The organism is Micromonospora globosa (assembly GCF_000717585.1).
Classification (GTDB): Bacteria; Actinomycetota; Actinomycetes; order Mycobacteriales; family Micromonosporaceae; genus Micromonospora; species Micromonospora aurantiaca.
The window spans coordinates 1-11,915 of record NZ_JNZR01000015.1 but is presented as its reverse complement, the minus strand read 5'-3'; the positions used below and the strand labels follow the sequence as shown (position 1 = coordinate 11,915).

The window sequence follows — 11,915 nt, the reverse complement described above, 5'->3', positions numbered from 1 at the left end:
CCAGTGTGCGGCTCCGTAGACTCCTTCGCTGTGGAGAACGCGAGGGACACCTTCTGGGGGCCGGACTTTCAGCAGCTCAGTACCGTCGACCCGGAGATCGCCGAGGTGGTGCTGGGTGAGCTGGACCGGCTGCGCGGCGGCCTGCAACTGATCGCCAGCGAGAACCTCACCTCGCCCGCGGTGCTGGCCGCGCTGGGCTCCACGCTCACCAACAAGTACGCCGAGGGCTACCCGGGGCGGCGCTACTACGGCGGCTGCGCCGAGGTGGACCGGGCCGAGGAACTGGCGATCTCCCGGGCGAAGGAGCTGTTCGGCGCCGAGCACGCGAACGTCCAGCCGCACTCCGGGGCGAGCGCCAACCTGGCCGCGTACGCCGCCCTGGTGCAGCCGGGTGACACGGTGCTGGCCATGGACCTGCCGCACGGCGGGCACCTGACCCACGGCAGCCGGGTGAACTTCTCCGGCAAGTGGTTCCACCCGGTCGGCTACACCGTCCGGCGGGACACCGGGACGATCGACTACGACGAGGTACGCGACCTGGCCCGCGCGCACCGGCCGAAGATGATCATCTGCGGCGCGACGGCGTACCCGCGGCTGATCGACTTCGCCCGCTTCCGGGAGATCGCCGACGAGGTCGACGCGTACCTGATGGTGGACGCCGCGCACTTCATCGGCCTGGTGGCCGGCGGCGCGATCCCGTCGCCCGTGCCGTACGCCGACGTGGTCACCGCGACCACCCACAAGGTGCTGCGCGGCCCGCGCGGCGGCATGATCCTCTGCCGGGAGCCGCTGGCGGCCCGGATCGACAAGGCGGTCTTCCCGTTCACCCAGGGCGGCCCGCTGATGCACGCCGTCGCCGCCAAGGCGGTCGCGCTGCGCGAGGCCGCGCAGCCCGAGTTCCGCACGTACGCCGCCCAGGTGGTCACCAACGCCCGCGCGCTCGCCGACGGGCTGGCCGCGGAGGGGCTGCCGGCGGTGTCCGGCGGCACCGACACCCACCTGGCCCTGCTCGACCTGCGCGAGACCGGTGTGACCGGCGCCCAGGCCGAGGCCCGCTGCGACGCCGCCGGCATCACGCTGAACAAGAACGCCGTCCCGTACGACCCGCAGCCGCCGGCGGTGGCCTCCGGCATCCGGGTGGGCTCGCCGAGCGTCACCACCCAGGGCATGCGGGAAGGGGAGATGCGCCGGATCGCCACGTTGATCGGTCGGGCGGTGCGGACCGATCCGGAGTCCCCCGGGGGCGGCGACGAGCTGACCCGGATCGCCGCCGACGTGACCGAGCTGGTCACCGAGTTCCCGGCGTACCCCCGTGGCTGAGCCCGGGACGCGCGCGGCGGAGGCGACGGCGGACCGCGGCTGGCGACTGCGCCATCTGCCGGTGCTGCTGGCCGCGGTGGCGGTGCTGGCCGCTGTCGCGGCGGTGGTCGGCGGGGTGTGGCGCGGCGCGGACGGCGCGCTCGGCGCGGCGGCCGGGGTGGCCGTCACGGCTGCGAGCTACACGCTCACCACAGTGGTGCTTGCCTGGGCGGACTCGAAGGATCCGCAGCTCGTGCTGCCGTTCGGGCTGGGCCTCTACGTCGCCAAGATCACCGCGCTCGGCGGGGTGATGGTGCTGGTGGCCTCGACCGGCTGGCCGGGACTGATCCCGTTCTGTTTCGGCATCGCCGCGGGCGTGGTGGTCTGGACCGGCGTGCACGTCTGGTGGCTCACGACCGTCCATGCCCGACGGATGCTGCGCTGAGCCGTCCCACCCTTCGGGCGACGCGTGGTTCTGTCCGCGATCGGTCATTCTCTCAGTGGCGGGGGAGGAGTACCGTTCCTCCAGACGACTTCGCCCGCCCGTGTCCCACACAACCAGGTTGTGCGGGGGGTGAGGCACAACCTCTTCTGCTCGACTGATATCGTTCGCCCCGTCATGGCCGGTGACCAGAAACCCCCCAACACTGGCGGCTCGGGCGACGTTCCGTCCGGTGCCGGTCAGGGTTGGACCGCGCTCTCATACCTCATCGGGGGCATGCTCGTCTGGGGTTTCATCGGCTGGCTGGTCGACCGTTGGCTCGACACCGGCGGCATCGCCACCGGTATCGGGGTCGTGCTCGGCATGGCCGGGGGGATCATCCTGGTCGTCCGCCGACTTGGCACGCCTACTTAGGAAGGGACGCGGTGTTCGGACAGGCGAACGTCCTGGCTCAGGGCCAGGCGGAATTCCCACCGAGCGTGGGGGACTTCTACCTGCCCAGCATCCTGCCCTGGGGTGCGGAGAACTCGTACTGGTTCACCAAGATCACGGCGATGGTGTGGATCGCCGTCGGCGTGCTGATCATCTTCTTCCTGGCCACGTACCGGAAGCCGCAGCTGGTCCCCACCAAGAAGCAGTGGCTGGCCGAGTCGATCTACGGCTTCGTGCGCAACAACATCGCCGTGGACATGATCGGTCACGCGGGAGTGCGGTTCGCGCCGTACTTCACCACGCTCTTCTGCTTCATCCTGCTGACGAACTTCTTCGCGATCGTGCCGTTCTTCCAGATCTCGCCGAACTCGCACATCGCCTTCCCGGCCTTCCTCGCCGTGATCAGCTACGTGATGTTCAACTACGTCGGCATCCGGCACCACGGCTTCGTGAAGTACTTCAAGAACGCTCTGGTCCCGCCGGCGCCCTGGTTCATCCTGCCGCTGCTGATCCCGATCGAGCTGTTCTCGACCTTCATCGTCCGGCCGTTCTCGCTGGCCGTCCGTCTCTTCGCGAACATGTTCGCCGGCCACATGCTCCTGCTGGTCTTCACGCTCGGCGGGTTCGCCATGATCAGCGCCAACGCCTGGCTGGCACCGGTCTCGGTGCTGTCCTGGACGATGACTGTGGCGCTGACCTTCCTCGAGTTCCTGGTGATCTGTCTGCAGGCGTACGTCTTCACGGTGCTGACCGCCAGCTACGTGCAGGGCGCCCTCGCCGACGAGCACTGATCCGATCTTTCGCACCAACCGTTGTCGTCCCGCGTGACCGTCACGCGTGATAACCAGGAGGAACCAACCAATGGACATCTACGCCGCGGTAGAGGGCAGCACCGCCGCCATCGGCTACGGTCTCGCGGCCATCGGCCCGGGCATCGGCGTGGGCCTGGTCTTCTCGGCCTACATCCAGTCGACCGCCCGCCAGCCGGAGTCGTCCCGGATGACCCTGCCGTACGTCTGGATCGGCTTCGCCGTCATCGAGGCCCTCGCGCTGCTGGGTATCGCCTTCGGCTTCATCTGGCAGGGCAACCTCTAATTCGGCCCTGAGACCGGGAGGTTTCCGATGTACTTCCTCGCCGCTGAGGGTGGTGAGACGACCCACAACCCGATCATCCCTGTCTGGCAGGAGATCGTGGTCGGTGGGATCGCCTTCATCGTGCTCTGCTTCGTGCTGATGAAGTTCGTCTTCCCGCGCATGGAGCAGACGTTCCAGGCCCGGGTCGACGCGATCGAGGGCGGCATCAAGCGCGCCGAGGCCGCGCAGGCCGAGGCGAACCAGCTGCTCGAGCAGTACCGGGCCCAGCTCGCGGAGGCGCGTACCGACGCCGCCAAGATCCGGGACGACGCCCGGGCCGACGCCGAGGGCATCCGCCAGGACATCCTCGCCAAGGCGCGCGAGGAGTCCGACCGGATCATCGCCGCCGGCAAGGAGCAGCTCGCCGCGGAGCGGGCCACCATCGTGCGCGAGCTGCGCACCGAGGTCGGCACCATCGCGGTGGACCTGGCCAGCAAGATCGTCGGTGAGTCGCTGGCCGACGAGGCGCGTCGCAAGGGCACCGTCGACCGGTTCCTGAGCGGTCTCGAGAGCACGGGGGCCCGCTGATGCAGGCCGCCAGCCGGGAGTCGTACTCCGCCGGGGCCGAGCGCCTCGACGCGTACGCCCGCGGCGCGGAGCCGTCGGCGGTGGCCTCCACCGCCGACGACATCCTCTCCGTCGCCGACCTGCTGCGGCGCGAGCCGCGGCTGCGCCGGGCGCTGGCCGACCCGGCGCGCTCGGGTGAGGACCGCGCGGCTCTGCTCACCGGGATCCTGGGCGGGAAGGTCGGCGCGGACGCGCTCGACCTGCTCACCACGCTGGTCTCCGGTCGCTGGTCGGCCCCGTCGGAGCTGCTCGACGGCGTCGAGCGGATCGGCGTGGAGGCGCTCCTCGCGAGCGCCGACTCGACCGGCGATCTGGGCGAGGTCGAGGACGAGCTGTTCCGCTTCGGGAAGGTCGTCTCCGGTTCCGGCGAGCTGTCCAACGCGCTCTCCGACCCGATGGCCCCGGTGCAGCGGCGGGCCGAACTGGCCCAGCAGCTGCTGGCCGGCAAGGCCCGGCCGGTCACCGTCCGCCTCGTCGAGGCCGCGCTCGCCGGCTTCGGGGGACGCTCCTTCACCGGTGCGCTCACCCGGCTGGTCGAGCTGGCCGCCGACCGGCGGGACCGTCAGGTCGCGTACGTGACCGTGGCGGCACCGCTGAACGACGAGGAGGAGCGACGCCTCGGCGCCCGCCTCTCCCAGATGTACGGTCGGGAGGTCTCCGTCAAGCAGACGGTCGACCCCGACGTGCTCGGCGGAGTGCGCGTGCGGGTCGGATCCGACCTGTACGACGGGACCGTCCTGCGCCGCCTCAACGAGACCCGCAACGCGCTCGCGAAGCGCTGACCAGCGTCTTAGCAGCCCTGATTCGACGCCATCGGACCGGTCGGTACTAGGTATCCCGGGCCCCTGATACTTAAGGAAGCAGAGGATGGCCGAGCTGACCATCTCGACGGAGGAGATCCGCGGCGCCCTGGAGCGCTACGTCTCCTCCTACACGGCCGACGTCTCCCGCGAGGAGGTCGGCACCGTCGCCGACGCCGGTGACGGCATCGCCCACGTCGAGGGTCTCCCCTCGACCATGACCAACGAGCTCCTGGAGTTCGAGGACGGCACGCTCGGCGTGGCGCTGAACCTCGACGTCCGGGAGATCGGTGTCGTCGTCCTCGGTGACTTCGGCGGGATCGAAGAGGGTCAGCGCGTCAAGCGCACCGGCCGGGTGCTCTCCGTGCCCGTCGGCGACGCGTTCCTCGGCCGCGTGGTGAACGCGCTCGGCGAGCCGATCGACGGCCTCGGCGACATCGCCAACGAGGGCTTCCGCGAGCTGGAGCTCCAGGCCCCGAACGTGATGTCCCGCAAGTCGGTCGACGAGCCGCTGCAGACGGGCATCAAGGCCGTCGACGCGATGACCCCGATCGGCCGTGGCCAGCGCCAGCTGATCATCGGTGACCGCAAGACCGGCAAGACCACTGTCGCCCTGGACACCATCCTCAACCAGCGCGAGAACTGGCGCTCCGGCGACCCGAAGAAGCAGGTCCGCTGCATCTACGTCGCGATCGGCCAGAAGGCCTCCACCATCGCCTCCATCAAGGGGACGCTGGAGGAGGCGGGCGCGATGGAGTACACCACCATCGTCGCCTCCCCGGCCTCCGACCCGGCCGGCTTCAAGTACCTCGCCCCCTACACCGGCTCGTCCATCGGGCAGCACTGGATGTACGGCGGCAAGCACGTCCTGATCGTCTTCGACGACCTGAGCAAGCAGGCCGAGGCGTACCGCGCCGTGTCGCTGCTGCTGCGCCGCCCGCCGGGCCGCGAGGCCTACCCGGGTGACGTCTTCTACCTGCACTCGCGTCTGCTGGAGCGCTGCGCCAAGCTCTCCGACGAGCTGGGCGGCGGCTCGATGACCGGTCTGCCGATCATCGAGACCAAGGCGAACGACATCTCGGCGTTCATCCCGACCAACGTCATCTCCATCACCGACGGCCAGATCTTCCTCGAGACCGACCTGTTCAACCAGGGCGTCCGGCCGGCCATCAACGTCGGCACCTCGGTCTCCCGGGTCGGTGGCGCCGCGCAGGTGAAGCCGATGAAGAAGGTCGCCGGCTCGCTGCGGCTGAACCTGGCCCAGTACCGCGAGCTGGAGGCGTTCGCCGCCTTCGCCTCCGACCTGGACCGGGCCTCCCGCGCCCAGCTGGACCGGGGTTCCCGCCTGGTCGAGCTGCTCAAGCAGCCGAACTACTCGCCGTACCCGGTGCAGGAGCAGGTCGTCTCCGTCTGGGCCGGCACCGAGGGCAAGCTGGACGACGTCCCGGTCGGCGAGGTCCGCCGCTTCGAGTCCGAGTTCCTCCAGTACCTCCGCCACAAGCACGAGGGCGTCCTGGCCGGAATCGCCGACAACAAGTGGGACGACGAGATCATCTCCTCGCTCGACTCCGCGATCAGCGAGTTCAAGCAGGTCTTCCTGGGCAAGGAGGACGAGGTCCGGGTCAACGACGCGCCGGCCAAGCCGCTGGAGGGCGAGGAGACCCGCGAGACGGTGACCCGCTTCCGCGACGGCACCACCGACCGCCCGGCCGAGAGCTGATCCGATGGCCGCCCAGGTACGCGTTCTCCGGCAGCGGATCCGTTCCGCCAAGGGGATGAAGAAGATCACCAAGGCGATGGAGCTCGTCGCGACGAGCCGCATCGCCAAGGCCCAGGCCAAGGTGGCGGCCTCGCTGCCGTACGCCGAGGCGATCACCGGCGTGCTGACGGCGCTGGCCTCGAATGCGCGGATCGACCACCCGCTGCTCACCCCGCGCGAGCGGGTGCGGCGGGCGGGCGTCCTGCTGGTCACCGCCGACCGGGGCCTGGCCGGTGGCTACAGCTCGAACGCGATCCGGACCGCCGAGTCGCTGATCGCCCGCCTGCGTGCCGACGGCAAGGAGCCCGTGCTCTACGTCATCGGCCGCAAGGGCGTGGCGTTCTACCGGTTCCGCAACCGGCAGATCGCCGCGAGCTGGACGGGTTTCTCCGAGCAGCCGTCGTTCGAGGACGCCCGCGAGGTCGGTGAGACGCTGATCAAGGCGTTCACCGCCGGCGCGGACGACACCGACAACGAGGCCGGCGCCGACGGGATCCTCGGCGTGGACGAGCTGCACATCGTCTACACCGAGTTCAAGTCCCTGATGACGCAGAACCCGGTGACCCGGATCGTCGGTCCGATGCAGGTCGAGGACCGGCCCCGGTCCGAGGGCCTGCTGCCGGCGTACGAGTTCGAGCCGGAGCCGGAGTCGCTGCTCGACGCCCTGCTGCCGAAGTACATCAACACGCGGATCTTCGCGGCGTTGCTGGAGTCGGCGGCCAGTGAGTCGGCCGCCCGTCGGCGGGCGATGAAGAGCGCCACCGACAACGCCGAAGAGATGATCGAGAAGTACACGCGTGAGATGAACTCGGCTCGTCAGGCCGGCATCACCCAGGAGATCAGTGAGATCGTCGGCGGCGCGAACGCGCTGGCCGCGTCGGGAAGTGAAGTGTGATGACTGTATCCGCAGTTGAGACCAAGACGGCCACGGGTCGCGTGGTCCGGGTCATCGGCCCGGTCGTCGACGCCGAGTTCCCGCGCGACGCCATGCCGGGGCTGTTCAACGCCCTGCACGTCGACGTGACCCTCTCCGGCGGTGAGAAGACGCTGACCCTGGAGGTCGCCCAGCACCTGGGTGACAACCTGATCCGCGCCATCTCGATGCAGCCGACCGACGGCCTGGTCCGCGGCACCGAGGTGCGCGACACCGGCGCGCCGATCAGCGTGCCGGTGGGCGACGCGGTCAAGGGCCACGTGTTCAACGCGATCGGCGAGTGCCTCAACCTCACCGAGGGCGAGACCATCCAGGCCGACGACCGGTGGGGCATCCACCGCAAGGCCCCGGCCTTCGCCGACCTGGAGCCGAAGACCGAGATGCTGGAGACCGGCATCAAGGTCATCGACCTGCTCGCCCCGTACGTCAAGGGCGGCAAGATCGGCCTGTTCGGCGGCGCGGGCGTGGGCAAGACGGTGCTCATCCAGGAGATGATCACCCGTGTCGCCCGCAACTTCGGTGGTACCTCGGTCTTCGCCGGCGTGGGTGAGCGCACCCGCGAGGGCAACGACCTCATCGCCGAGATGACCGAGTCGGGCGTCATCGACAAGACCGCGCTGGTCTACGGCCAGATGGACGAGCCGCCGGGCACCCGCCTGCGGGTCGCGCTGTCCGCGCTGACCATGGCGGAGTACTTCCGTGACGTGAAGAAGCAGGAGGTGCTGCTCTTCATCGACAACATCTTCCGCTTCACCCAGGCCGGTTCCGAGGTCTCCACGCTGCTCGGCCGCATGCCGAGCGCCGTGGGTTACCAGCCGACCCTGGCCGACGAGATGGGCGAGCTCCAGGAGCGGATCACCTCCGTCCGGGGCCAGGCCATCACCTCGATGCAGGCGATCTACGTGCCCGCCGACGACTACACCGACCCGGCGCCGGCCACCACGTTCGCCCACCTCGACGCGACCACCAACCTGGAGCGGTCGATCTCCGACAAGGGCATCTACCCGGCCGTGGACCCGCTGGCGTCCTCGTCCCGGATCCTCGCCCCGGAGTTCGTCGGCGAGGAGCACTTCGCCGTCGCCACCGAGGTGAAGCGGATCCTGCAGCGCTACAAGGACCTGCAGGACATCATCGCCATCCTCGGTATCGAGGAGCTCTCCGAGGAGGACAAGCTCACCGTCGGCCGCGCCCGCCGGATCGAGCGGTTCCTCTCGCAGAACACGTACGCGGCGGAGCAGTTCACCGGCGTGCCCGGCTCGACGGTCCCGATCGCCGAGACCATCGACGCCTTCCGCCGGATCAGCGAGGGGGAGTTCGACCACTTCCCGGAGCAGGCGTTCTTCATGTGCGGCGGCCTGGACGACCTGCGGGCCAAGGCCAAGGAGCTGATGGGCGAGGAGGGCTGAGAGCCCGCTCACACCCACGAGGGCCGTCCCGGCGAAAGCCGGGGCGGCCTTCGCCTTTTCCGGGCACTGCACTACCAGATGCCCGGTTCTCCGGCAAGCAGTTCGCCGGATCGCGCGGTACCGTTCCTGACACGACTTCACATCCGGCCGTTGATCTCTGCAACCAAACGGACCCCCGCGCCCGTCTTCCTACCCGTGGGCGCGACGATTGGAGATGCTCGTGGGCGGTAAGGGCGGCGCGGATCGCGGGAAGCGGTCCATGTGGCGCGGCGTGCCCCGGTGGGCCCGCGTCTGCACGATCCTGGGCATCGTCATGGTGGTGCTCAGCGGCTCCGTGCTGATCGGCTCGCGCGCCCTCGTCGCCCGCTACGAGGGATCGGTGGGCAAGGCCGACCTCTTCGGTGACCAGGCCGCCGGCGCCAACGAGAAGAAGAGCGACATCAAGGGCCCGCTCAACATCCTGCTCGTCGGCGTGGACCCCCGGACCGCGACCGCCCGCCCGCTCGCCGACTCGATCATGGTCCTGCACGTGCCCGCCACCATGGACCGCGGCTACCTCTTCTCGCTGCCGCGTGACCTGCGGGTGGACATCCCGGAGTTCCCCAAGGCCGACTACTCGGGCGCCAACGACCGGCTCAACGCGGCCATGTCGCACGGCAGCAACGTGCCGGGGCAGAACCCCAGCACCGCGCAGGGCTTCGAGCTGCTCGCCAACACCGTGCAGGAGGTCACCGGCATCAAGCGCTTCGACGCCGGTGCGATCATCAACTTCAGCGGTTTCAAGAAGATCGTCGACGCCATGGGCGGCGTCGACATGTACATCGAGCGGGAGGTGCGCTCGGAGCACCTCCAGCCGGACGGCACGCCGCGCCAGCTCAAGCCCGGCGGTGGTGGCTACCTCGGGCCGCAGGCCGTGTACAAGAAGGGCAACGCCCACCTCAAGGGCTGGCAGGCGCTGGACTACGTCCGGCAGCGCTACCCGAAGAACGGCGTGCCGGACGCCGACTACGGCCGGCAGCGGCACCAGCAGCAGTTCGTCAAGGCGATGGTGAGCCAGGCGTTCAGCGCCGACGTGGTGGCCAACCCGGTCAAGCTGGACCGGGTGCTGCGCGCCGCCGGGAAGTCGCTGGTGTTCAACGGCCGCGGCAACAGCGTGGTCGACTTCGGGCTGGCCCTGAAGGACATCCGGCCCGAGGCGATCGAGACGATCAAGCTGCCGGGCGGCCCGATCGGTACCGGCAGCAACTACCGGGGTGAGCAACTGCTCGAACCGGCGGAGGACTTCTTCACCGCCCTGCGTACCGAACAGCTCGACGCATTCCTGCTGGAGCACCCCGACTTCAAGCAGAAGACCAAGTAGCCTGAGCGGGTGCGGGACCGTGGTGGTCCGGCTCTCACCACCCGCGTTGGGTGGGCTGCGGGGTCGCGACTAGACTTTCGGCAATCCGCCGCCGCAGCAAGGAGACAGCGTGGCACAGCAGCTTCACGTCGAGCTCGTAGCCGTCGAGGAGAAGGTCTGGACCGGCGAGGCCGAGATGGTCGTCGCCCGGACGACCGAGGGTGAGCTCGGTGTGCTGCCTGGGCACGCACCGCTGCTCGGCCAGCTCGCCGAACCCAGCCAGGTACGCATCAAGCAGGCCGGTGGCCAGCAGATCGCGTACGACGTGGCCGGCGGCTTCCTGTCGGTGACCGGTGAGGGCGTCACAGTCCTCGCCGAGAGCGCAACCCCCGCCACCCCGGCCCGCTGAGCCGACCCGCCGATGGAGATCGTCGAAGGGATCGGAATCGGCTTCGCGATCGTCGTCGTCGCGCTTCTGATCCTCTTCATCCGGCGGGCCCTGTTCACGCGTAGCGGTGGCATCATCCGGCTGAGCGTCCGGGTCAACACGATCCTCGACGGTCGTGGCTGGTCACCCGGGTTCGGTCGCTTCGTGGGCGACGAACTCCGCTGGTACCGCATGTTCAGCTTCGCGCTGCGCCCCAAGCGGGTGCTCTCCCGCAAGGGGCTGGCGGTCGAGCGTCGCCGGCTGCCCGAGGGGCAGGAGCGCATGTCGATGCCCGCCGAGTGGGTGATCCTGCGCTGTACCAGCCACCACGCGCCGATCGAGATCGCCATGGCGCGATCCACGGTCACCGGATTCCTGTCCTGGCTCGAGGCCGCCCCACCCGGGGCGGCCTCGCCGCGTCTGGCCTCCCAGGACTGGCCCGCCGCCTGACCCTCACCCCAACACCCCGTCAACCGGTCACGGGGGTCGTGCCGGGTCGCCGCCGCTGACGCCGATCTTGGAGTTGTGGCGCCAGGAAATGCCCGGTTCGCGCCGTTAGTGAGGCACCACAACTCCAAGATCGCCGCACCCTTCCCGGCGCCTCCCGCGATCTTGCACATTGGTGCCCGGCAAACCTCGCAAATGAGACGCCCCCCGCACTGAGCCAGCCCCGCTCGGGCCAGCCCCGCTCGGGCCAGCCCCGCTCGGGCCAGCCCCGCTCGGGCCAGCCCCGCTCGGGCCAGCCCCGCTCGGGCCAACCCGCCCCGGGTCAGCCCTGCCTGGGTTCTGTCGATCATGAACTTGACGGTGTTTGGTGTCCGGTTTGTCGGCGTCAACTTCATGATCGACGGCGCGGGGGCGGGTGCGTGTGGTGCGATCCGTGCTGACCTGGGCGGGTGTGTCTGGTTCGGGGGTGGTGGGCGGCACTCTGAGGGTGGAATCGCGGGTGGGTGGGTGGCGTTGTAACCGGGTGAACGACCGAGCGTCGGCGGCGCGCCCTGCGAGCGGGGCGGTGTCCGCAGGCCCGGGAATCATCCTGGCCGGCTGGTCGTTGAACACGGTTCCGACGACGTGAACCCCCGCGCCTGCTCTCCGGTGGCGTGTGGCGCCCCCGGGAATGGTGGCGGGTGGCGGGTCGTTGGACATGCTTCCGGCGCCGCGCAGCGGCACCCCTCTGCCCTCGCGAGTAGCCGGATCCCCCCAGTCTTTTTGAGCGCCTGACGGTGCCCACGCATCCCCGTCCCCCGCGGGGTGTGTCGACCCCCGAATGGAGCCCTCCATGAACACGATTCTGCGTAAGAGCATTCTGGGTGTTGCTGGTCTGGCTTTCACCGGTGGCGTGTTCGCCGGTCCGGTGGCTGCGCACGCGGCGGACA

Annotated in this window: 13 protein-coding genes; all 13 read left to right on the top strand. The window is 69.6% G+C overall.

All coding sequences use genetic code 11. The features are described 5' to 3' along the window. Nucleotides 1–30: 30 nt before the first annotated feature. The 13 genes from glyA to IF06_RS0115265 all read left to right on the top strand — a co-directional run bounded on the left by glyA (nt 31) and on the right by IF06_RS0115265 (nt 10,989). A complete protein-coding gene (gene glyA / locus IF06_RS0115325) occupies nt 31–1,320 on the top strand; it encodes a serine hydroxymethyltransferase (RefSeq protein ID WP_030271779.1) in 1,290 nt (429 codons plus the stop codon). Next, nucleotides 1,313–1,744, top strand: coding sequence for a hypothetical protein (locus IF06_RS0115320; RefSeq protein ID WP_013288261.1), 432 nt, complete (start codon nt 1,313–1,315; stop codon nt 1,742–1,744). Before glyA ends, IF06_RS0115320 begins: the two co-directional genes overlap by 8 nt. 174 nt (nt 1,745–1,918) lie before the next feature. Beyond that, nucleotides 1,919–2,155: an AtpZ/AtpI family protein gene (locus IF06_RS0115315; protein WP_013288260.1), complete on the top strand. Its 237-nt coding sequence runs from the start codon at nt 1,919–1,921 to the stop codon at nt 2,153–2,155. An 11-nt stretch (nt 2,156–2,166) separates the two neighbouring features. Then, nucleotides 2,167–2,964, top strand: coding sequence for a F0F1 ATP synthase subunit A (gene atpB / locus IF06_RS0115310; protein ID WP_013288259.1), 798 nt, complete (start codon nt 2,167–2,169; stop codon nt 2,962–2,964). Nucleotides 2,965–3,034: 70 nt separating this feature from the next. Beyond that, a complete protein-coding gene (locus IF06_RS0115305) occupies nt 3,035–3,268 on the top strand; it encodes an ATP synthase F0 subunit C (protein WP_013288258.1) in 234 nt (77 codons plus the stop codon). Between the two features lie 27 nt (nt 3,269–3,295). After that, entirely contained in the window at nt 3,296–3,835 is a 540-nt protein-coding gene (locus tag IF06_RS0115300) for a F0F1 ATP synthase subunit B (RefSeq protein ID WP_013288257.1), read from the top strand. Then, nucleotides 3,835–4,656, top strand: a complete 822-nt coding sequence (locus IF06_RS0115295) for a F0F1 ATP synthase subunit delta (protein WP_013288256.1) — start codon at nt 3,835–3,837, stop codon at nt 4,654–4,656. Before IF06_RS0115300 ends, IF06_RS0115295 begins: the two co-directional genes overlap by 1 nt. An 85-nt stretch (nt 4,657–4,741) precedes the next feature. Continuing rightward, on the top strand, nt 4,742–6,394 hold the full coding sequence (atpA, locus tag IF06_RS0115290) for a F0F1 ATP synthase subunit alpha (RefSeq protein ID WP_013288255.1): 1,653 nt from the start codon (nt 4,742–4,744) through the stop codon (nt 6,392–6,394). 4 nt (nt 6,395–6,398) lie between these two features. Continuing rightward, nucleotides 6,399–7,328 (top strand): F0F1 ATP synthase subunit gamma, encoded by a 930-nt coding sequence (locus IF06_RS0115285; protein WP_013288254.1) that lies wholly within the window; start codon nt 6,399–6,401, stop codon nt 7,326–7,328. Beyond that, a complete protein-coding gene (gene atpD, locus IF06_RS0115280) occupies nt 7,328–8,773 on the top strand; it encodes a F0F1 ATP synthase subunit beta (protein ID WP_013288253.1) in 1,446 nt (481 codons plus the stop codon). Before IF06_RS0115285 ends, atpD begins: the two co-directional genes overlap by 1 nt. A gap of 214 nt (nt 8,774–8,987) precedes the next feature. Further along, entirely contained in the window at nt 8,988–10,133 is a 1,146-nt protein-coding gene (locus tag IF06_RS0115275; protein ID WP_030271777.1) for an LCP family protein, read from the top strand. A gap of 109 nt (nt 10,134–10,242) precedes the next feature. After that, nucleotides 10,243–10,521, top strand: a complete 279-nt coding sequence (locus IF06_RS0115270; RefSeq protein WP_013288251.1) for a F0F1 ATP synthase subunit epsilon — start codon at nt 10,243–10,245, stop codon at nt 10,519–10,521. Between the two features lie 12 nt (nt 10,522–10,533). Then, nucleotides 10,534–10,989 carry a DUF2550 domain-containing protein gene (locus tag IF06_RS0115265; protein ID WP_013475361.1) on the top strand — a complete coding sequence of 152 codons (456 nt, stop codon included), beginning with the start codon at nt 10,534–10,536 and terminating at the stop codon, nt 10,987–10,989. The last annotated feature ends 926 nt before the right edge of the window (nt 10,990–11,915 follow it).